This window comes from Rhizobium johnstonii 3841 (assembly GCF_000009265.1).
GTDB classification, from domain to species: Bacteria; Pseudomonadota; Alphaproteobacteria; order Rhizobiales; family Rhizobiaceae; genus Rhizobium; species Rhizobium acaciae.
On the sequence record NC_008380.1, the window covers coordinates 4,905,001 to 4,924,883 of the forward strand.

A 19,883-nucleotide genomic window follows, 5' to 3' on the forward strand; every position below is an offset into this window, starting at 1 on the left:
AGCGCGACGCGCTTTCGGTTCAGGCGTAGGCCGCCATATGCGGATCGGCGCTGACGAGCGCGCTGCGAAGCTTCTCCATCGCCCGGCTTTCGATCTGACGCACGCGCTCCTTGGAAATGCCGAGATCGGCACCGAGCTCTTCGAGCGTGGCGCCATCTTCCGCCAGTCGCCGGGCGCTGATGATCTTCATCTCGCGTTCGTTGAGATGTTTCAGCGCCGAGGCGAGCCAGACGCGGCGGCGCTCGCCGTCGATCATGTTGGACACCTGCTCGTCCGGCAGGGGATCGTCGCTGACGAGGAAGTCCATCTTCTCCGCGCTCTCGGCATCGCCGGAGACCGAAGGCGCCTGCAGCGAGGCGTCATTGCCGGAAAGCCTGGCATCCATCGTCTGCACATCCGAGAGGCTGACGCCGAGGGCCGCGGCGATTTCCTGGTGAATGGATTGCAGCGTCAGCTGCGTGTCACCCTTGGCGAGCTTGGCGCGCAGACGGCGCAGATTGAAGAACAGCGCTTTTTGCGCCGAACTCGTGCCACCGCGCACGATCGACCAGTTGCGCAGGATATAATCCTGGATCGACGCCCTGATCCACCAGCTTGCATAGGTGGAAAAGCGCACGTCGCGCTCCGGCTCGAAGCGGGCGGCGGCTTCGAGCAGACCGACATAGCCCTCCTGCACCAGATCGCTCATCGGCAAGCCGAAATTGCGGAACTTGCCGGCCATGGATATCACGAGGCGCATATGGGCCATGGCGATCTGATTGCGCGCGCCGCGGTCGTCATGATCCTTCCAACGAGTGGCGAGATCGTGCTCTTCCTGACGGGCGAGGTAAGGCGCGGCCATCGCGATTTTGATCATGCGCCGATCTGCAGACATGTTCTTCATTTCGATCTCCCGAAACAGGCCTCTCGCCCTGAAATGAACAATAAAACTCATCTTCCGGAACATCGCTGTCCGGATTGAATGGGGTTCTGAATGCATAAAAGCCTCGCCCCTGGACTTTTCAGGGGGAGGCCCTATTTCTCATCATGTGCCGGTAAGACGGCTGGGCAGGATCTGTTTCTTCACCTTGCCGAATGGGCAATATAGAAAAGGCATGATCCGCTCCTCATCGAACATTGACGGAATAGCAGTTCGCCCGTGAGGCCATTGCCCGACGAGCAGTCCGCAATTACGTGTGATAAACGCGGCAGTCGGGAAAAAGTTCCAATAAAAAAACCCGGCTCGAAGGCCGGGTTTTTTGACAGAAAAAACAGGGTCGCTTTATGCGGCTTCGTCCTGTGAATCATCTTCTTCGATGGCCTTGCCGCGCTTCGGACCCTTGTTGAGATTGGTCTCGACGAGGCGGACGGCTTCGGTTTCCGACATCTTGTTGACCGCGGCGATTTCGCGCGCCATGCGGTCGAGCGCAGCCTCATAAAGCTGGCGCTCGGAATAGGACTGTTCAGGCTGATTCTCGGCACGGTAGAGATCGCGCACGACTTCAGCGATGGAAATCAGGTCGCCGGAATTGATCTTGGCATCATATTCCTGGGCGCGGCGGGACCACATGGTGCGCTTGACGCGCGCCTTGCCCTGCACGACCTTCAAAGCACGCTCGACGAAATCCGTTTCCGAAAGCTTGCGCATACCAATGCTCATCGCCTTCGCGACCGGAACCTTCAGACGCATCTTGTCCTTCTCGAAATCGATAACGAAAAGTTCGAGCTTCATGCCGGCAACTTCTTGCTCTTCGATAGCGGTGATGGTACCGACGCCATGGGCGGGGTAGACGATCGATTCACCGGTCTTGAAGCCGTGACGTGCTGTAGAAGGTTTTTTCTGCTGAGTCGTCATTCTATTCAAAAACTCCCTGTTACGCTTCCGGCGGCGGCCGGAGCCGGGTCAGTCAGGCCCGGGTGAGACGGTAGTATCCGTCGGGTGACTTCACTCTGGTCCCATCGGGCAAAAGCAAAGACTTCTTGCGCACGATCTTGGGACCCGGCGCTCAAAGCGTTGATATGTCACGGAAACCGTGTACGGATTTGTTTTGCTTTCGTGATGGTTTTGGGCATGCGTTATGCCACAAATGGAACAGTAGACGAAACCTATCATAAAAATATGAGGAAATCAATAATTTGCTTCGCTTGAGTCATGCGGGCAACACATGTCACCCATATGCCTCACGCAGCTTTTAAAACGTTTTGCCCTGCGGTCGCCCGAATCCCGGGGCCGAATGTGGGCGCTGTCTCAATCGCCGGAACCGGGCTTCTCCGAAAAATACTTTTCGAATTTTCCGGTCTCGCCATCCATGTCCTTGGCCTCGGGCAACGGATCCTTCTTGACCGTGATATTCGGCCAGATCGTGGCATATTCGGTATTGATTTTCAGCCATTTGTCGAGGCCCGGCTCGGTATCGGGCTTGATCGCCTCGGCGGGACATTCAGGTTCGCAGACGCCGCAATCGATGCATTCGTCGGGATGGATGACGAGGAAATTCTCGCCCTCATAGAAGCAGTCGACAGGGCAGACTTCCACGCAATCAGTATATTTGCACTTGATGCAATTGTCGGTCACGACATAGGTCATGAAGAACTCCAGGATATCCATGCGGATGGGGCCGGGCAACCTGGAACGTCGCGCCTATCCCCGTGCCGGAGGAAAAGCGTGAGCAGGCTTGGGAGGCAAGCACGCTTCCGGCAGGTTGTCAGTGACCTATCGGCTTTATCGCCGGATTTCAAGGATAAACGATCTGCAAAAGCCGTCGCCGCAGACAGAGTTTTCTAATCCTCGTCCGACATCAGCCTGTCAATTGCACGTCTTTCCTTTTTGGTCGGACGGCCGGTGCCGGTCGCCCGGATCGCCTGCTCGTAGGGCGTGAGACGTTTTGCCTCATCAGGCGGCGGGGATTGGTCGTCGTAGAGCAGCCGCGCCTCCTCGTAAGGACCCCGCCGCTCGCCGGCAAGGCGCACGACGAGAACGACATCGCGCCGCTCCAGCGTCAGCTCGATACGGTCGCCCGGCTTGACCATCTGGCTCGGATAGCTGCAACGCTCTCCGTTGATGCGCACATGGCCCGATTGGATATGGCTCTGCGCCACCGAGCGTGACTTCGCCATGCGCGCGAAGAACAGCCACTTGTCGATGCGCTGGCGCGAACCGCTTGTCGGCTGTGTCTCCCCGCTCATGACTACTTCTTCATCTGCTCCTTGAGAGCTGCGAGCTTGGCGAAAGGCGAATCCGGATCGATCGGCTTCTCCTTGCGCGGCGGCTTGGCCTCGAAGCGCAACGGCTGCGAGCCGCCACGATTGTTGTTGCGGTCGTTGCGATCGTTACGCTCGCCGCGATCCTTGCGATCGCCACGGTCCTGTCGGTCGCCGCGCGGCTGGTCGCCCCGTGGTTGGTTGTTGCGGTCGCCTCTTGCCTGCTGCGGCCGGCCGCCATCGCGACCGCCGCCTTCCTTGCCGCGATTCTGGCGATTGTTGTCGCGGCCGTCGCCGCCGCGATTGCCCTCGCCGCCTTCACCGCCGCCCGGCCGGCGATTGCGGTCGCCGCGCTCCTGGTTTTGACCGCGCTCCTGGCCCTGGCCGCCACGGCGTTCGCCATGCCCGCCGCGCGCCTGGCGCTGATTGTCGTTGCGGCCGCCAAGACGCCACAGAAGAACCGGCTTCGGTTCCGTCGGCTCGCCGGCTTCCCCAGGAGCAGATCCTGCTTCCTCAGAAGCCGATACCGCTTCCGCAGGAGCGGAGGTTTCTTCGGCAGCTGAGGCTTCCGCAGGAGCGGATGTCTCGATCGGTTCGGCCGGAGCGGGAGTTTCGACCGCTTCCGTCACGGGCGCGTCGGCGACCGCCGAAGCCGCCTCGATTGCGGATGGCTCGGCAGCAGTCTCTTCCGCGGCGCCATCGGCATCGTCGTGATCGGCCTTCTCGGCTGTCTCTTCCGCAGACGTTTGCGGGCTGGCGGCAGGCACGGAGGCCGCATCCTGCGCCGCAAGATGGACTGATGCTTCTTCCGCCTTCACGGCATCGGCGCGATAGCCGAGACCCTTGAGGATTTCTTCCATGTCCTCGAGCGTCGCCCCGAGGATCGACAGCATCGCCGTCGTCGTCGTGAAGCGGCGGCCGTCATAGGCGCCCTCCGGACGGTTGTTCTGACCGGGCTTCCACTGCAGCAGCGGACGGATGATATCGGCAAGCCGTTCCAGGATGTCGATGCGCACGGCACGCTTGCCAAGGAAACGGAAGCCAGCGAGCTTGTAGAACATCCGCTCATAGCTCGGATCGGTGACCACGGAGGTGCGGCCGGCGGCAAGCACCGGAATGAGATCGCCGTAGCCCGGCTTGTCGAGACCGTCGTTCTTCAGCGCCCAGAGCAGCGTGATGAGTTCGGCCGGCGCCGGCTTTAGAAGTGCGGGAACGAAGATATGATAGGCGCCGAAACGCACGCCGTAGCGGCGCATGGAGGCACGGGCCTCCTGGTCCAGCGACTTCACCTCCTCGGTCACGTCGCGGCGGAACAGCACTCCGAGATTCTCGACGAGCTGGAAGGCAAGCCCCTTGGCAAGACCCTGCAGGTCCTCGGCGCGCGACAGGTCGTCGAGCGGCTTCAGCACCGTGCTGATATGATGATTGACGAAGCGCTCGATGCGGGCGGCGACGTGATCACGGGCATTGCCCGTCAGTTGTTCGTCGGCGAGCAGGATCACGCGCGGACGCATGATGTGATCGCTGCCCGAAAGCCGCGCCACCGGGTCGCCCAGCCAACGGATCAACCCATCCGAACCGATCACCAGATCGCTGTTGCCGGCAGCATGCATCCGGGCCGCGCGGGCTTCGAACTCGAGCCCGAGCGCCTTCTGCGACGCGGCCTGAACCGCCTTGGCATCCGGTCCGTCCGTTCCCGCCACCGGCGTGAAACGGAATCCGCTCAACTGCCCTACATGATGTCCTTCAACGAAGACATCGCCATTCACACTGATTTCAGCTTCCAGCATCGCATTCTCTCTCAGGCGCTTCATGAGCACAGATGTCCTGCGATCAACAAAGCGTTTCGTCAACCTTTCATGTAACGCGTCGGACAATCGATCTTCGATTTCCCGCGTCTTTTCCTGCCAGTGTGTCGGATCGGCAAGCCAACCGGGCCGATTCGAAACGTAGGTCCAGGTCCTTATCTGCGCGATTCGCGCCGAAAGCGTGTCAATTTCGCCATCTGTTCGATCGGAGCGATGAACCTGCTCCGCAAGAAACTGCTCATTCACCGTGCCATAGCGGACGAGATCGGAAAAGAGGGTCGAGATAAGATCGGCATGTTGTGCTGGGGTGATACGCCGATAGTCGGGAAGCGCGCAAGCCTCCCAAAGTTTTTCGACGCGCGCCGGCCTGTCGGCGAGATCGATGACCTCGGGATAACGCGAAAGCTGTTCCAGCGCCTGCTGGTCGACTGCAGGCAGCGCCCGCGTCAGCCCCGGCACGCGCGGACCCGCCTCGAGGCTGGCGCGCAGCGACGCGATGGAGGAGAAGTCCATCTCCGTCGTCCGCCACTGCAAAACCTTGACATTGTCGAACTCGTGTCCTTCGATGCGCTGCACCAGCTCGTCGTCGAAGGGCGAGACTTGGCCGGTGACGCCGAAGGTCCCGTCCCGCACATGCCGCCCGGCGCGCCCGGCGACCTGGCCGAGTTCGCCCGGATTGAGATTGCGGAACTGGTAACCGTCGAATTTCCGGTCCTGGGCAAAGGCGACGTGATCGACATCGAGGTTGAGGCCCATGCCGATCGCATCGGTCGCCACCAGATATTCGACGTCGCCCGCTTGATAAAGCGCCACCTGCGCATTGCGGGTGCGCGGGCTGAGCGCGCCGAGCACGACCGCCGCGCCGCCGCGCTGCCGGCGGATGAGCTCGGCGATAGCATAGACCTCGTCGGCGGAGAAGGCGACGATGGCCGAGCGCTGCGGCAGCCGGGTGATCTTCTTCTGCCCGGCATAGAAAAGATGCGAAAGCCGCGGCCGCTCGACGATAGTGATGCCGGGCAGGAGCTGCTGCAGGATCGGCCGCATCGTCGCCGCGCCGAGCAGCAGCGTTTCCTCGCGGCCGCGAAGATGCAGGATGCGGTCGGTGAAGATATGGCCGCGCTCAAGATCGCCGGCGAGCTGCACCTCGTCGATCGCGACGAAGGCGGCCTTGGTCTCGCGCGGCATCGCCTCGACCGTGCAGACAGAAAAACGCGCATTGGGCGGCGAAATCTTTTCCTCGCCGGTCACCAGCGCCACGTTGTGCGCGCCAACCTTCTCGACCACCCGCGTATAGACCTCGCGCGCCAGCAACCGGAGCGGCAGGCCGATCACGCCCGTCCCGTGCGCGACCATGCGCTCGATGGCATAATGGGTCTTGCCGGTATTGGTCGGTCCGAGCACCGCGGTCACACCGCGCCCACTCAGAATCATCGGCTGCGAAGTCAGAGTCATGGGTCCATGCAAATGAGGCGGGGTGGCCCCAGGAAAATCTCGGCTCCTCGATGGAGCTGGACAACACATGGACAGCTGCCGCCGCAAACGCAAGGGCAGATTTCAAAATGCACCGGCGATTACGACCTTTGCGAGTCGCCCGGAACGCCCGAATTTCCGATTCGGAACAGCGTGAGAACGAATCAGCGACGAATCGATGACTCACGCTGATTCAGCTTTTGTTCACGGCTAAGTGTTGATTTTGAATCACTTTTTCCCACTAGATGCTGAATCGCGAGACTCTCTCCTGTTCGCATTTTTGTTATTGTGGGTGACGATTCCCGCACCGATTTTGAACCGCCAAAAATCCGCCCGAAATTAACCTCTCGACCAAAGCCTGAACGAATCGGAGACGAATCGCTCACTCTATCGTTTTCGCCTTTCGTTCACGGCCAAATCTGGTAGCGCTAACAGGCCCAGGCACGAGATGCGGATCGGCGGCAGAGCCCTTCGTCCCGCTCCGCCGCACCAACATTAATCTTTTTGGGAGCCGGATTCAGACGGCGTTAAGGCGGGACGGCCAATTGTGGCACGCCGATCAAAAACGGAACGAATCGCTGACGAATCGGCGACATCGCGATTTTCCCGCTTTGTTCACCTCAACATATTGTATTTACATGTCTTTTTAACCATAGCGGCAAATTTCCGAAAATGACGGAACTTAGACCGTGAATCAGGCTCCGTCACATTTCCAACGCTGAACCGGGAACAAAAATCGCCAATGTGTGTTTCTCGTCCATCCAAATTGCGGATGAAATGAAGGAAACACACCATGCTTGGCACGATACTACTTGTTATCCTCATTCTGCTCTTGATCGGAGCCTTGCCGAATTGGGGTTATAGCCGTGGCTGGGGCTATGGACCTTCTGGCGGTTTGGGGCTAGTTCTCGTGATTATCATTATCCTTGTACTAATGGGCCGCGTCTAAAGGCCAACTAACCTGGGGAGTTACGACATGATGAAGAAGATTGTTCTTATTGGTGCCCTCGTCGGCGCCTTGGCATCCTGCACAGCGACCGAGCAAGGTACGGCGATCGGCGCCGGCACCGGCGCGGTTATCGGCGGTGTCGTCACCAACAGCTGGGGTGGTGCCGCCGTGGGCGCCGTTGCCGGCGGCCTGACCGGCGCTCTCATCGGCCAGTCGGTCGAACGACGCGGCTACTGCGTCTATCGCGACCGCTACGGCCGCCGCTACGAGGCCCGTTGCCGCTACTGATCGGCAAAGCATATCGGACTCCCACGGGCGCTTCGGCGCCCGTTTTCTTTTGGCCTGCCCCATCCGTCAACGAGACGTTGACAATCGGTTGCGAAAGTCAAATCTAGCGCCGCCCAACGGGCAGGCACATATTTCCTTCACGAGCGCAAAGAGCAGGCAGAGCCGCCCGGCGCACCGTAAAAGGAACGCTTCCATGATCCAGATTTTTCTGAATTCCCTCGTCGCCGTTCTCATCGCGTCGGCTTTCCTGACAACCGCAATATCAGCCCTCACCACCAATGAGCTTTCGCTGCGCAAAGTGCCGGCCAGAGTTCGGCCACAGCGACATCCGAACACAGACCGCCGCTCTTGATCTTCCCGAAAACGCACCACTACTCCGGCCACGAACCGGCATAACGAGATACGTCCAAAAACAGCGATAGCGCGTCCTGTCGGACGCGCTATCGCTTTGAATCTAAAGCATGTCGCGCAAAAGTGTGCAGCGGTTTTGCGACAACGACATGCGTAAAAACAAAGACCTAAAGCGCGACGAGCGAATCCTAAAGATCGCGACGCGCTTTAGTCTCTACTGTCGACTCGAAGACAGAAATGCCTAGGCGAAGAACTGTCCGCCATTGGCCGTCAGCGTCGAACCGGTGATGAAGCCTGCGTCGTCGGAGACTAGGAAGGTGACACAGCGCGCGATCTCTTCCGGTTCGCCTAGACGGCCGACGGGGATCTGCGGAATGATGCGTTCGTTCAGCACCTTCTCCGGCACGGCAAGCACCATTTCCGTTCCGATGTAACCGGGGCAAATAGCGTTGACGGTAATGTTCTTGTTCGCCCCTTCCTGGGCCAGCGCCTTGGTGAAGCCGAGATCGCCCGCCTTGGCCGCCGAATAGTTCACCTGGCCCATTTGGCCCTTCTGCCCATTGATCGACGAGATATTGACGATACGGCCGAAGTTGCGGTCACGCATGCCGGTCCAGACCTGATGCGTCATGTTGAACAGCCCCGTGAGGTTGGTATTGATCACCTCGTGCCACTGCTGCTGCGTCATCTTGTGGAACATCGCGTCGCGGGTAATGCCGGCATTGTTGACGAGGATTTCGACTGGGCCGATCTCGCCTTCGACCCTGGCAATTCCCTCGCCGCAGGCGAGGTAATCCGAAACATCCCATTTGAACACCGGAACGCCGGTAACGTCGTGGAAGGCTTTGGCCTTCTCGTCGTTGCCGGCATAGCTGGCGGCGACCCTGTATCCGGCATTTTTCAGTGCCATGGATATTGCCGCGCCGATGCCGCGCGTACCCCCGGTGACCAAAGCCACTCTGCTCATGTTCCGCTCCCCTTTTGTTTTTTGCCCCGCCGCTCGGCGGGATCTTCAATCAAACATGGATCGTATGCTATTTAAAGCGCTTCAAAGCACATGGCCACACCCATGCCACCGCCGATGCAAAGCGTGGCAAGACCCTTCTTCGCGCCGCGGCGCTTCAATTCGAACAGCAGCGTGTTGAGAACGCGCGCGCCGGAGGCGCCGATCGGATGGCCGATCGCGATCGCCCCGCCGTTGACGTTGACGATCGACGGATCCCATCCGAGATCCTTGGTGACGGCGCAGGCTTGCGCCGCGAAAGCCTCGTTGGCTTCGACAAGATCGAGATCGTTGACCGACCAGCCGGCCTTCTCGAGCGCCTTGCGCGAAGCCGGGATCGGTCCGGTGCCCATGATCTGCGGATCGACACCCGCCGTTGCCCAGGAAACGATGCGGGCGAGCGGCTGGATGCCGCGCCGGACTGCCTCAGCTTCGCTCATCAGCACCGCCACAGCGGCACCGTCGTTGAGGCCGGAAGCGTTCGCGGCCGTGACCGTGCCGTCCTTGTCGAAGGCCGGGCGCAGCTTCCCCATCGCCTCTATCGTCGCGCCGTGACGGATATATTCGTCGGCGTCGACCGTAACGTCGCCCTTACGTGTCTTGATGACATAAGGGATGATCTCGTCGGTAAAGCGGCCGGCCTTCTGGGCCGCCTCGGCCTTGTTCTGCGAGCTGACCGCGAACTGATCCTGGTCGTCGCGCGAAAGCTGCCACTGGCGCGCGACATTCTCGGCGGTGATGCCCATGTGGTAGCCGTGGAAGGCGTCGGTCAAGCCGTCCTTGATCATCGTGTCGATCATCTTCATGTCGCCCATCTTGACGCCGCCGCGCAGATGCGCGGCATGCGGGGCCATCGACATGGATTCCTGGCCGCCGGCAACGATGATCTTGGCATCGCCTGTGGCGATCTGCTGCATGCCGAGCGCGACGGCGCGCAAGCCCGAGCCGCAAAGCTGGTTAACGCCCCAGGCCGTTGCTTCCTGCGGAATGCCGGCCTTCATCGCCGCCTGGCGGGCCGGGTTCTGACCCTCGCCGGCGGCAAGCACCTGGCCGAGGATCACCTCATCCACCTCGCCGGCATCGACGCCGGCGCGCTCGAGCGCGCCCTTGATGACAGCCGCCCCGAGCTCATGCGCGAGGACCGTCGCGAAAGCACCGTTGAAGGCGCCGACTGCTGTTCGCCCTGCACTGGCGATGACGATGGATGGATTGCTCATGGGGACGCTCCTCGTTTTCGTCTCACTTACATAAGTGGAAACTGGCAAAGCTTGGAGCACAAGTCAAACGCGAAGACCGGCCGCCGTCATTTTTAGGTAAAGCTCTTCAAAGCCCGATTCATCTGCTCTGTTAAAGGTTTGCCGCATCGCACAAAGAGATTGTCACCGGGCTTCTTTTGCGTTTACAGTCTCAAATGGAGGAATATCCATAAATCAGACGGGGGTTCAGGAGACTGATATGGCGAAGCATGAGGGTCAGATCGTTATCAAGAAGTACGCCAATCGCCGCCTATACAACACGGGCACCAGCACCTACGTGACGCTGGAAGACCTGGCGGAGATGGTGAAGAAGGGCGAAGAATTTACCGTACAGGATGCAAAAAGCGGAGATGACATCACCCATTCGGTGCTGACCCAGATCATCTTCGAACAGGAATCGAAGACCGGCAACACGTTGCTCCCGATCTCCTTCCTGCGCCAGCTCATCACCTATTACGGCGACCAGATGCAGATGGTCGTGCCGAGCTTTCTCGAACATTCGATGCGCTCCTTCACCGAACAGCAGGCCCAGATGCGCGAGCAGGTAACCCGCGCCTTCGGCGAAACGCCGCTCGGCAAGAACCTGCAGTTGCCGATGCAGATGGTCGAGGACCATGTTCGCCGCAACACCGAGCTGTTTCAGCAGGCGATGCAGATGTTCTCGCCCTTCATGACGCCGCCCGCCAAGGAAAGCCGCAAGGCCGAGGCCAAGGATATCGACGAGCTGAAGGAACAGCTCCGCGCCCTTCAGAACAAGCTCGACAACCTATAATCCGATCGAGACATCCCGCCCGGCACTCCGGATCGACACGGCAAAACCGCCGATGACATCGATCAGAGCGATCGTCATCAAAATGAAGAAGACCTGCGTCGCTGCATCCCGGACGAGCAGAAACTCGACCAGGAAGGCGATGAACACCAGCATCGACAGCATGTGGTTGACGAGATTGCCGGGACCGGTTCTGGTCGCTTTGAGGATTTCGAAGAACAGCACGACAAGTGCGATGACGATGAAAAGATCGCCGAGCGCCATGCTCCAGATCGCGCCCGAGATCATCGACAGCACGATGATATCATGTTGCAGCGCCGGAATGCCGCCATCGCCCATCAGGCCCAGCATCGCAAGATTGTAAAGAATAAACGGGATAATCATTAGGGGCATGGCGGCTATCATCGGCAATCTCCCAGCGCATCATGGAAGAATACTGCCGCAAACCCTTGCTCCACCGCAAGTCATTGCAAATATTATATTGTCGAAATGCAAAAGGCCGGCATGACGCCGGCCCTGAAACTTCGATCGGACAAGCCGGATCGGGAAATTATGCGCTTTCCTTCGGCGTCAGAACCTGGCGGCCGCGATACATACCGGTCTTCAGGTCGATATGATGCGGGCGGCGCAGTTCGCCGGAGTTCTTGTCTTCGACGTAGGTCGGAGCCTTCAGGGCGTCTGCCGAACGGCGCATACCGCGCTTGGACGGGCTTGTTTTTCTCTTGGGTACAGCCATTTCTCTTACTCCACTTGCGGGCAAAACATTCCCACGGCCACACCGGCGGCCGAAACGGACATGTCGCGATTTCGGAATTTGGCGCGCTTATACATGCAAGGGGTGACCTTGACCAGTCCCCATGCGTATTTTTTGCAAAGCCGATGATTCCCGGCTCAGACTTCGTCTTCCGGCACGATCCAGGGCTCGGCGCGGGCGGCCTCTTCCCATTTCCGCCAGGCCGGATGCGCCTTCATGGTCTCCATATAGGCCAGCGTATCGTTTCGGCTGACGAGATCATAGATGTCGAACCGGTTGACGACAGGCGCAAACATCCCATCCGCCCCGCTGAACGCGCCAAACAGAAACGGTCCGCCGGATTGCTGCAGGAGGTCGTGCCAGATCGTCTCGATGCGGCCGATATCGGCGTCGACACCATCCGGCAACGCGATCCTGCCCTTCGGCCGGCGGATATTCATCGGGCAGGCGCTGCGCAGCGCCCGGAAGCTCGACAGCATTTCCATCGAAACCGAACGGGCGAGCGCCCGCCCGGCGCGATCCCTCGGCAGAAGGCCGGCGTCCGGATAAAGCTCGGCGACATATTCGATTATCGCCAGCGATTCCCAGATCTTCAAAACGCCGTGCTTGAGAAGCGGCACCCGCCCGGTCGGCGAAATCGCCTTGATATCGGGATTGCCACCAGGATAGTCGAAGGGGATCAGGACCTCCTCGAAATCGACGCCGGCGCCCGTCAGCGCCATCCACGGCCGGAACGACCAGGAGGAATAATTCTTGTTGGCGATGTAGAGCGTCGGTCTATCCATGGGCTTCTCCCGTTCAGGCTTCAAAATCGAAGATCAGCAATTCGTGGAAATGGTTCATGTCCTCGAACACGCAGAATGCCGGCGGGGTCAGCTCGAGAATAGGGGCTTTGCGGCGGATATCGTCGGCCACGTCATCGAGCATCGCCTGCCAGCGTGGCAAGGCTTCGTCCTCCAGCCGTTCGATCGCATAGGCGAAGGTCATGTGGAACTTATAGTCGTCATGGTTCGGCTGGCGATAGCCCAGAAGCTCGGCCAGCGCATTGCGCCAGGCGCGCATTACCTTGCGGTCGTTCTCCGTCGCCCCGTCGACCAGCAGACCCGAGGGGCGAGCTTCGACGATGGCGACCTTGAAGGGATCGGCCATCGAGAAGCCTTCGAGCCGGGCCGCCATCAGCGCTATCATGTCGTCGATCGGCGCATCGAGAGGAAGATCGCCCGGCCAGCAATCCTGGCGGCGCCTGGTCTCGATGACACCTTCGAAAAGCGTCATGTGAATGCTTGATATCGGCGTGAAGAGGAACTGCGGGGCTTCGGGCATCGCCAGATATTTCTCACGCGCCTCGATCAGCACCGCCTGCGTTTGCGAGCCCTTCTCGAGATGGCAGACGATGGTGTTGCCGGCTTCCGGCAGAAAGCCGCCGACCTTGCGATAGCGGCTGCCGAGATGGGTGGGCGGGATCGGATTATGCGTCTTCGAGTAAAGGAGAAGCTCGGGCGAAAACGTCGTGATGGTCATGGGCGACTCGGGGGCTTTGATTGGACTGCATCGCCCATATGGCAGAACCAAGACTGTCAGATGACGCTTGCCGCTCTAACTCTATAATTTAGAACAGGATTCAGATTTTGGGCGGACCCGGCCTAAAATCATCCTGTCCTAACGACAAGTTCTGATCTCAATCATAGATGCACTTGATGTAATCGCCCGAACCTTGTGCACGCCTCTCGATCACGCCGGCGAGCCGGCGAAGACCTCGTCCGGGCTTGCCGGCATTGCGGTCGATGGGGTTCGGCAGCGAGACGGCAAGCAGCGATGCCTGGCGCCGCGTCAGCTTCGAGGCCGGCACCTTGAAATGGTGCCGGGCCGCCGCCTCGATGCCGTAGATGCCGGGACCCCATTCGGCGATATTGAGATAGATTTCCATCAGCCGCCGTTTCGACAGGACGAAATCCGTGGTCACCGCGAGCGGAAGTTCCAGCGCCTTGCGCACGAAGGAGCGGCCGTTCCAGAGGAAGAGGTTTTTCGCCGTCTGCATCGGGATCGTGCTGCCGCCGCGCGTCGCCTGACCTTTCAGAGTATCCTCGACCAGCATGCGCATTTCCGCCCAGTCGACGCCGCCGTGAAAGCAATATTGCCCGTCCTCCGACATCATCACCGACTGCACCACAACAGGGGCGATGTTATCAAGCGACACCCATTGCCTGTCGTAACCACGCAACAGCACGAGATCGCGCAGCATCAGTGTCGAGACGGGATGAATGAACGGCAGCAGATAGAAAACGATCAGCGCATAGGGAAGGATCAGCACGATCAGCACGGCAAGAACAATGCGTTTCAACACACGCCTGTCTTCGAACCATCGCCGACGAGCCGGCATGTCGACGCTGTCCTCTCTCTCCGGCGCTATATCCAATGTCCCCAGTCCGATTTCGCTCCTGTCGTTCTCATAACGCCTGTGCGGAGCTTATGCCAGAGTGCGCGGCGAATCTTGCTGCCGCCATCGACAATTCCGTTGCAAGCCCGGGGGCGCTCATGCCAAACAGCGCCCATGGACGCGAACCGGGATACTTTCGAGACAAGGCTGAAGAACAACGCCCGCGACATCGAGGCGCTGCTCGACGCATTGCTTTCACCGAGTGCCTTTTCCGATGAAATCGCCAGGCCCGAGACGCTGCGCGATGCCATGCATTATGCCGTGTTGAACGGCGGCAAGCGGCTGCGCCCGTTTCTGGTCGTCGAAAGTGCCGCCCTTCTCGGCGGCGACGCCGAGGCGGCACTTCGCGTCGGCGCCGCACTCGAATGCGTCCACTGCTACTCCCTCGTGCATGACGACCTGCCGGCCATGGACGATGACGACCTGCGCCGCGGCAAACCGACAGTACACATCAAGTTCGACGAAGCGACGGCGATCCTCGCCGGCGACAGCCTGCTGACCTATGCCTTCGACATCATCGCCGCGCCGGAAACGACCCTTGCCGATACGAGCAAGGCATCGCTGGTGCTGGCCCTTGCCCGCGCAGCCGGTCTCGGCGGCATGGCCGGCGGCCAGGCGCTTGATCTCGCGGCGGAAAAGCAGGCGCCCGACGAGGCCGGCATCATCCGCCTGCAGGCGATGAAAACGGGCGCGCTGATCCGCTTCGCCTGCGAAGCCGGCGCCGTCATCTCGGGAAGCTTGGCCGAAGATCGCCGCCGCCTGCGCGCCTTCGGCGAAAAGATCGGTCTTGCTTTCCAGCTTGCCGACGACATTCTCGACCTGACTTCGGATGCAGCGACCATGGGCAAGGCGACCGGCAAGGATGCGGCCCGCGGCAAGGGAACACTCGTCGCCCTGCGCGGCATGGAATGGGCCGAGACCCAGCTCCGTGAGCACGTCCGCGATGCCGAAGCGCTGCTTGCCCCTTACGGCGCCCGCGCCTCGATCCTCATTGCTGCAGCGCATTTCATCGCCGACCGGAAGAGCTGAAGCGGCAGGTCAGGCCGCCAGTATCTCATTGAGAGCGGATACCAGACGGGCACACTCCTCATCCGTGCCGATGCTGATCCGCAGGAAGTCCGAAATACGCGGCTTGGCAAAATGCCGGACGAGGATGCCACGCTCCCGCAGAGCGGCTTGAAATGCTGCGCCCGAACGGCTTTGGTGCCTTGCGAAAACGAAATTCGCCTGGGACGGAAGAACCTCGAAATCCAGTGCTTCGAGTTCCCGAACAAGGCTTTCCCGGCTGGCGATGATGTTCCGCCGGCCTGTCTCGAACCACGCCTCGTCCTTGATCGCCGCCGTCGCGGCAAGCTGCGCCAGACGATCGAGCGGATAGGAATTGAAACTGTCCTTGACCCGCTCCAGCGCCTCGATCAGCGGCCGCTGCCCCAGCGCGAAGCCGATGCGCAGACCGGCAAGCGAACGGGACTTCGACAGGGTCTGGATCACCAGTAGGTTGGGATAGGTTGAAACGAGCCCGGCGGCGCTCTCTCCGCCGAAATCGATATAGGCCTCGTCTATGACGACGACCGCATCCGGATGGGCGGCAAGAAGTGCCTCGATGCCGGTGAGCGGCAGGCCGATGCCGGTCGGCGCATTCGGATTGGGGATGATGATTGCGCCGCATGGCCTGTCGTAATCCGCCAGCCGGATCTGGAACCCATCGTCAACAGGCACCTCGATCGCTTCGACGCCGTATAGCAGGCTATAGGTCGAATAGAAGGCGTAGGTCACATCGGGATAGAGAAGCGGCCGCTCGTGGTTCAGCAGCGCCTGGAACGCATGCGCGAGAACCTCGTCGGAGCCATTGCCGACGAATACTTCCTCGACCGTCAGGCCGAAACGGGCCGCGATCGTCTCGCGCAATTCCGTGGCAGAGGGATCGGGATAGAGCCGCAGACGATCGTCCGCCGCCTCCCGGATCGCCGCGAGCGCCTTCGGAGACGGCCCGTAAGGATTTTCGTTGGTATTGAGCTTGACCATGTTCGCGATACGGGGCTGCTCGCCCGCGACATAGGGCCGAAGCTTGCTGACGATTGGCGACCAGTACTGGCTCATCCGAAATTGCGGGCAGTCATTCCGCCGCCGTCCGCTGACCGAAACGCTTCTCGATATAGTCGACAACAAGCGCCTCGAAATCGGCGGCGATATTGGGACCGCGCAGCGTCAGCGCCTTCCGGCCGTCGATGAAGACGGGGGCGGCCGGCGTTTCACCGGTGCCCGGAAGCGAAATGCCGATATCGGCATGTTTGCTTTCGCCCGGCCCGTTGACGATGCAGCCCATGACGGCGACGTTCAGCGCCTCGACGCCGGGATATTTCTCGCGCCAGACCGGCATGTTCTTGCGGATGTCGTTCTGGATGTTCTGGGCAAGTTCCTGGAATACCGTCGACGTCGTGCGTCCGCAGCCCGGACAGGCAGCAACCACGGGTATGAACTGGCGGAAGCCCATGACCTGCAGGATTTCCTGCGCCACCTGGACTTCGCGCGTGCGGTCGCCGTTCGGCTCGGGGGTCAGCGACACGCGGATCGTATCGCCGATGCCGTGCTGCAGCACGAAGCCCATCGCCGCCGACGAGGCGACGATGCCCTTGGTGCCCATGCCGGCTTCGGTCAGGCCGAGATGCAGCGCATGGTTGGAGCGTTCGGCGAGTATGGAATTGACGGCGATCAGGTCTTGCACCTGGCTGACTTTGGCCGACAGGATGATGCGGTTGCGCGGCAGGCCGATCTCTTCGGCAAGGGCTGCCGAAAGCAGCGCTGACTGCACGATCGCCTCGCGCGTTACCTGCCGGGCCGAAAGCGGCGACCCAGCCTCGGCGTTCCGGTCCATCAGCGCCGTCAGCAGATCCTGATCGAGCGAGCCCCAGTTGACACCGATGCGCACCGGCTTGTCATAGCGGATCGCCATCTCGATGATCTCGGCGAACTGCTTGTCCTTCTTGTCCTTGAAGCCGACATTGCCGGGGTTGATGCGGTATTTCGCCAACGCTTCGGCACAATCCGGATGATCGGCGAGCAGCTTATGGCCGATATAATGGAAGTCGCCGATCAAGGGCACGTCCATGCCGAGGCGCAGCAGCCGCTCTCGGATCTTTGGGACGGCCGCAGCACTCTCGTCGCGGTCGACGGTGATGCGCACCAGTTCCGAACCCGCCCGGTGGAGAGCGGCGACCTGCGCGACGGTGGAATCGATATCGGCCGTATCGGTGTTCGTCATGGACTGCACGACGACCGGCGCCCCGCCGCCGACGATGACGCCGCCGACATCGACGGCAACGGAAGCGCGGCGCGGTTTCGGATCAAAATCGGCGGCTGACAACATGGAGAGTTCTTGCACCCCTAAAAACAGTGCTTTTCAGGTGGATCAAGGCCGGCTGCTTGTCAACCGCCCCTGATATCACTTTTGTTGGGAGGCGGCTCAGTGACCGCCTCCGGAGGTCTCATCGGCATAATGGGCCAGGTTGGACAGCAGCAGAACGACGATGAGCAGCACCGGCAGCGCCATGAAAACGACGGCAAAACCGATATGCTCGGCGACGAAGCCGATCAACGATGGCGCAACCAGCATGCCGGAATAGCCCATGGTCGTGACCACCGAGATACCGATGCCGGGCTTGAGTCCTGGAATATTGCCCGCCGCCGAGAAAGCGATCGGCACCATGTTGGAAATGCCGATACCGCAAAAGGCAAAGCCCAGGATGGCAAGCTCGGCATTGGGCGCTAGGCCAGCAAGCAGCATGCCGACAATGGCAAACAAAGTGCAGATGCGCAGCGTCTTGACGCCGCCCAGACGGTCGCGCACCAGGTCGCCGGCAAAGCGCATGATGGCCATGGTGGCCGAAAAGGCTGCGAAACCAAGACCGGAAAGCGCGACGGACGCATCCATTTCCTGCCGAAGATAGAGCGCGCCCCAGTCGAGAACAGCACCTTCCGGCACCATGCTGAACAGCGCCATCAATCCGAGCAGCCACGGCAGCGGCACCATCGGCAGCTTCGTCTTTTCCCTCTTGGTGTCTGGATGCGGCGGATCCGCAAGGATCATCGGCCAGGCGACGGCAAGGAAGATTGCCGCCAGCACCGTCGCCAGTTGCGCATGGCCGAGAATGCCGAGCCTGGAGATCACGATGCCGCCGAGACCTGAGCCGATCAGTCCGCCAAGGCTCCAGAAAGCGTGGCACGACGACATGATGGCGCGGCGCATGGATTTCTCGACCGAGACCGCATTGGCATTCATCGCCACATCCATTGCGCCGATAAAGCCGCCGAACAGGAAAAGCGAAATCGCCCCGGTGATCACATTTGGCGCGAGCGTCAATGCCAACAGCAACGGCAGCACGCAGACGGCCAGGACTTGAACGACGACACGAGAGCCATGTTTGGCGATCTGCGCACCGGCGATCGGCATCATGACCAGCGAGCCGACGCCGAAAACGAGGATCATCAGCCCAAGCTCGAACTTGCTCAGCGCCAGGCGCTCGGCAAAATCCGGGATCTTCGGCGCCCAGCAGCCGACGACAAAACCATTCATGAGAAAGAGCAGGGAAACCGCCCCCCTGCTTCTGGTAATGAAGCCGCTCCGGACCCCCGGCGTACTCACGTGACTATCCATTTTTCGGTCTTCCTCATTGCCGGGCTTCCACCCGCCCGATTTCCCTAAACTCTACGACGTCGCTCAGTTCGTTTTCTCGGCGAGAACAGTTCTGCATCCGCGCTCGCGGTAACGGGCGAGAATGGCCGGATCGGCATCGTGCTCGACGACCAGGCATTCGCAATGGGCAACCGGCAGGATGCTATGGGGGGCAGCAGTACCGAATTTCTCCGAGGTTGCAGCCACCAACACTTTTCTGCTCCTCGACGTCGCAAACCGCTTGAACTCCGCATCCTCGAAGCCGAACACCGTTATGCCGGCCTCGAGATCGACACCGCAGGCGCCCAGAATGCAGAGATCGGGCGAAATCTGTTCCATATCCCGCAAGGCCTTGGCGCCGAGCGAACCGCCCGTCTGCCGGTCGACCATCCCGCCGATCAGAATGACGTTGACGCCAGGCTTGTCGATCAGCGCTGCGGCAATCGCCGGCGCATTCGTCGCAGCCGTGAGCGCAAGTTCGGCCGGTAATGCGTTGGCAATCGCCAGATTGGTGCTGCCGGCATCGAAAAACACGGTCGAACCGGCGGCAATCTGCTTTGCCGCAGCGCGCGCCAGCGCCTGTTTCCGGTCAGCGGCAAAGCCGATGCGTTGCGTCATGCTTCCGTGCGCCGGCGAGACCGGCAATGCGCCGCCATAAACCCGCTCGCAGAGCCCTGCCGCCGCCATCTCGCGCAGATCCCGCCGTACCGTATCTTCGGAAACACCGAATTCGAGCGCAAGCTCCGTCGCCAGCACGCGGCCATTCAGCCGCAGCCTCTCGGAAATCACGCCTTGGCGCTCTCGCAACAGAAAATCCTGCATGTTCCTACCGGATCGAGACCTCATAAACTGAAAACGTGCATAACCGCTTATGATCATGCAGGCAATATGCACGGTCACACGTTTTCTGACGTTTCGAAACAAAGCCACCACCAGAGCAAATATG

General features: G+C 60.5%; 20 protein-coding genes. 4 read left to right on the forward strand and 16 right to left on the reverse strand.

Features of this window, described 5'->3' with window-relative positions; all coding sequences use genetic code 11:
* Window positions 1–19: 19 nt before the first annotated feature.
* The 5 genes from RL_RS23765 to RL_RS23785 form a co-directional block, all read right to left on the reverse strand.
* Window positions 20–883, reverse strand: coding sequence for an RNA polymerase factor sigma-32 (locus RL_RS23765; protein ID WP_012759432.1), 864 nt, complete (start codon window positions 881–883; stop codon window positions 20–22).
* A 378-nt stretch (window positions 884–1,261) separates the two neighbouring features.
* Complete coding sequence (locus RL_RS23770; protein ID WP_003543775.1) at window positions 1,262–1,834, reverse strand: CarD family transcriptional regulator; 573 nt, start codon at window positions 1,832–1,834, stop codon at window positions 1,262–1,264.
* 393 nt (window positions 1,835–2,227) lie between these two features.
* Window positions 2,228–2,566: a ferredoxin FdxA gene (gene fdxA, locus RL_RS23775; protein WP_003543777.1), complete on the reverse strand. Its 339-nt coding sequence runs from the start codon at window positions 2,564–2,566 to the stop codon at window positions 2,228–2,230.
* Between the two features lie 194 nt (window positions 2,567–2,760).
* Window positions 2,761–3,165 (reverse strand): RNA-binding S4 domain-containing protein, encoded by a 405-nt coding sequence (locus tag RL_RS23780; RefSeq protein WP_011653966.1) that lies wholly within the window; start codon window positions 3,163–3,165, stop codon window positions 2,761–2,763.
* A 2-nt stretch (window positions 3,166–3,167) separates the two neighbouring features.
* Window positions 3,168–6,440: a helicase-related protein gene (locus RL_RS23785; RefSeq protein ID WP_011653967.1), complete on the reverse strand. Its 3,273-nt coding sequence runs from the start codon at window positions 6,438–6,440 to the stop codon at window positions 3,168–3,170.
* Window positions 6,441–7,251: 811 nt separating this feature from the next.
* Between RL_RS23785 and RL_RS37115 the strand changes: the two genes are divergently transcribed.
* Both RL_RS37115 and RL_RS23790 read left to right on the forward strand, forming a co-directional pair.
* Complete coding sequence (locus RL_RS37115; RefSeq protein ID WP_007632343.1) at window positions 7,252–7,407, forward strand: DUF3309 family protein; 156 nt, start codon at window positions 7,252–7,254, stop codon at window positions 7,405–7,407.
* Window positions 7,408–7,434: 27 nt separating this feature from the next.
* On the forward strand, window positions 7,435–7,695 hold the full coding sequence (locus tag RL_RS23790) for a YMGG-like glycine zipper-containing protein (protein WP_011653968.1): 261 nt from the start codon (window positions 7,435–7,437) through the stop codon (window positions 7,693–7,695).
* Between the two features lie 592 nt (window positions 7,696–8,287).
* On the opposite strand, the gene RL_RS23795 is transcribed toward RL_RS23790, so the two are convergent.
* Complete coding sequence (locus RL_RS23795) at window positions 8,288–9,013, reverse strand: beta-ketoacyl-ACP reductase (protein ID WP_011653969.1); 726 nt, start codon at window positions 9,011–9,013, stop codon at window positions 8,288–8,290.
* A 71-nt stretch (window positions 9,014–9,084) separates the two neighbouring features.
* The gene (locus RL_RS23800; RefSeq protein WP_011653970.1) at window positions 9,085–10,266 is read right to left on the reverse strand and encodes an acetyl-CoA C-acetyltransferase; all 1,182 of its coding nucleotides are present in this window, start codon (window positions 10,264–10,266) and stop codon (window positions 9,085–9,087) included.
* 238 nt (window positions 10,267–10,504) lie between these two features.
* On the opposite strand from RL_RS23800, the gene phaR reads away from it, so the two are divergent.
* A complete protein-coding gene (phaR, locus tag RL_RS23805; protein ID WP_003543798.1) occupies window positions 10,505–11,077 on the forward strand; it encodes a polyhydroxyalkanoate synthesis repressor PhaR in 573 nt (190 codons plus the stop codon).
* On the opposite strand, the gene RL_RS23810 is transcribed toward phaR, so the two are convergent.
* From RL_RS23810 to mtgA, 5 genes are all read right to left on the reverse strand, one after another.
* Entirely contained in the window at window positions 11,072–11,479 is a 408-nt protein-coding gene (locus tag RL_RS23810) for a hypothetical protein (RefSeq protein ID WP_003543801.1), read from the reverse strand. The two genes, phaR and RL_RS23810, sit on opposite strands and share 6 nt — an antisense overlap.
* Window positions 11,480–11,624: 145 nt before the next feature.
* The gene (gene rpmF / locus RL_RS23815; RefSeq protein ID WP_003543812.1) at window positions 11,625–11,810 is read right to left on the reverse strand and encodes a 50S ribosomal protein L32; all 186 of its coding nucleotides are present in this window, start codon (window positions 11,808–11,810) and stop codon (window positions 11,625–11,627) included.
* A gap of 155 nt (window positions 11,811–11,965) precedes the next feature.
* Window positions 11,966–12,613: a glutathione S-transferase family protein gene (locus tag RL_RS23820; RefSeq protein ID WP_011653972.1), complete on the reverse strand. Its 648-nt coding sequence runs from the start codon at window positions 12,611–12,613 to the stop codon at window positions 11,966–11,968.
* Between the two features lie 13 nt (window positions 12,614–12,626).
* Window positions 12,627–13,349: a DUF1868 domain-containing protein gene (locus RL_RS23825; protein WP_041936514.1), complete on the reverse strand. Its 723-nt coding sequence runs from the start codon at window positions 13,347–13,349 to the stop codon at window positions 12,627–12,629.
* 157 nt (window positions 13,350–13,506) lie between these two features.
* On the reverse strand, window positions 13,507–14,244 hold the full coding sequence (mtgA, locus tag RL_RS23830) for a monofunctional biosynthetic peptidoglycan transglycosylase (RefSeq protein WP_011653974.1): 738 nt from the start codon (window positions 14,242–14,244) through the stop codon (window positions 13,507–13,509).
* 135 nt (window positions 14,245–14,379) lie between these two features.
* On the opposite strand from mtgA, the gene RL_RS23835 reads away from it, so the two are divergent.
* A complete protein-coding gene (locus RL_RS23835; protein WP_011653975.1) occupies window positions 14,380–15,294 on the forward strand; it encodes a polyprenyl synthetase family protein in 915 nt (304 codons plus the stop codon).
* 9 nt (window positions 15,295–15,303) lie between these two features.
* On the opposite strand, the gene hisC is transcribed toward RL_RS23835, so the two are convergent.
* The 4 genes from hisC to RL_RS23855 all read right to left on the reverse strand — a co-directional run bounded on the left by hisC (window position 15,304) and on the right by RL_RS23855 (window position 19,759).
* Window positions 15,304–16,365 (reverse strand): histidinol-phosphate transaminase, encoded by a 1,062-nt coding sequence (hisC, locus tag RL_RS23840; RefSeq protein ID WP_011653976.1) that lies wholly within the window; start codon window positions 16,363–16,365, stop codon window positions 15,304–15,306.
* A 16-nt stretch (window positions 16,366–16,381) separates the two neighbouring features.
* Window positions 16,382–17,632, reverse strand: a complete 1,251-nt coding sequence (gene ispG, locus RL_RS23845) for a flavodoxin-dependent (E)-4-hydroxy-3-methylbut-2-enyl-diphosphate synthase (protein ID WP_011653977.1) — start codon at window positions 17,630–17,632, stop codon at window positions 16,382–16,384.
* Window positions 17,633–17,728: 96 nt separating this feature from the next.
* A complete protein-coding gene (locus RL_RS23850; RefSeq protein WP_011653978.1) occupies window positions 17,729–18,919 on the reverse strand; it encodes an MFS transporter in 1,191 nt (396 codons plus the stop codon).
* A 63-nt stretch (window positions 18,920–18,982) separates the two neighbouring features.
* Window positions 18,983–19,759 (reverse strand): DeoR/GlpR family DNA-binding transcription regulator, encoded by a 777-nt coding sequence (locus tag RL_RS23855; protein WP_027668541.1) that lies wholly within the window; start codon window positions 19,757–19,759, stop codon window positions 18,983–18,985.
* Window positions 19,760–19,883: the final 124 nt, after the last annotated feature.

What these genes read in the sequence shown, in the direction of transcription:
- RL_RS23765 (WP_012759432.1), bottom strand. Translation starts at nt 883, where the DNA reads ATGAAGAACATGTCTGCAGATCGGCGCATGATCAAAATCGCGATGGCC.
- RL_RS23770 (WP_003543775.1), bottom strand. Translation starts at nt 1,834, where the DNA reads ATGACGACTCAGCAGAAAAAACCTTCTACAGCACGTCACGGCTTCAAG.
- fdxA (WP_003543777.1), bottom strand. Translation starts at nt 2,566, where the DNA reads ATGACCTATGTCGTGACCGACAATTGCATCAAGTGCAAATATACTGAT.
- RL_RS23780 (WP_011653966.1), bottom strand. Translation starts at nt 3,165, where the DNA reads ATGAGCGGGGAGACACAGCCGACAAGCGGTTCGCGCCAGCGCATCGAC.
- RL_RS23785 (WP_011653967.1), bottom strand. Translation starts at nt 6,440, where the DNA reads ATGACTCTGACTTCGCAGCCGATGATTCTGAGTGGGCGCGGTGTGACC.
- RL_RS37115 (WP_007632343.1), top strand. Translation starts at nt 7,252, where the DNA reads ATGCTTGGCACGATACTACTTGTTATCCTCATTCTGCTCTTGATCGGA.
- RL_RS23790 (WP_011653968.1), top strand. Translation starts at nt 7,435, where the DNA reads ATGATGAAGAAGATTGTTCTTATTGGTGCCCTCGTCGGCGCCTTGGCA.
- RL_RS23795 (WP_011653969.1), bottom strand. Translation starts at nt 9,013, where the DNA reads ATGAGCAGAGTGGCTTTGGTCACCGGGGGTACGCGCGGCATCGGCGCG.
- RL_RS23800 (WP_011653970.1), bottom strand. Translation starts at nt 10,266, where the DNA reads ATGAGCAATCCATCCATCGTCATCGCCAGTGCAGGGCGAACAGCAGTC.
- phaR (WP_003543798.1), top strand. Translation starts at nt 10,505, where the DNA reads ATGGCGAAGCATGAGGGTCAGATCGTTATCAAGAAGTACGCCAATCGC.
- RL_RS23810 (WP_003543801.1), bottom strand. Translation starts at nt 11,479, where the DNA reads ATGATAGCCGCCATGCCCCTAATGATTATCCCGTTTATTCTTTACAAT.
- rpmF (WP_003543812.1), bottom strand. Translation starts at nt 11,810, where the DNA reads ATGGCTGTACCCAAGAGAAAAACAAGCCCGTCCAAGCGCGGTATGCGC.
- RL_RS23820 (WP_011653972.1), bottom strand. Translation starts at nt 12,613, where the DNA reads ATGGATAGACCGACGCTCTACATCGCCAACAAGAATTATTCCTCCTGG.
- RL_RS23825 (WP_041936514.1), bottom strand. Translation starts at nt 13,349, where the DNA reads ATGACCATCACGACGTTTTCGCCCGAGCTTCTCCTTTACTCGAAGACG.
- RL_RS23835 (WP_011653975.1), top strand. Translation starts at nt 14,380, where the DNA reads ATGGACGCGAACCGGGATACTTTCGAGACAAGGCTGAAGAACAACGCC.
- hisC (WP_011653976.1), bottom strand. Translation starts at nt 16,365, where the DNA reads ATGAGCCAGTACTGGTCGCCAATCGTCAGCAAGCTTCGGCCCTATGTC.
- ispG (WP_011653977.1), bottom strand. Translation starts at nt 17,632, where the DNA reads ATGTTGTCAGCCGCCGATTTTGATCCGAAACCGCGCCGCGCTTCCGTT.
- RL_RS23850 (WP_011653978.1), bottom strand. Translation starts at nt 18,919, where the DNA reads ATGGATAGTCACGTGAGTACGCCGGGGGTCCGGAGCGGCTTCATTACC.
- RL_RS23855 (WP_027668541.1), bottom strand. Translation starts at nt 19,759, where the DNA reads ATGCAGGATTTTCTGTTGCGAGAGCGCCAAGGCGTGATTTCCGAGAGG.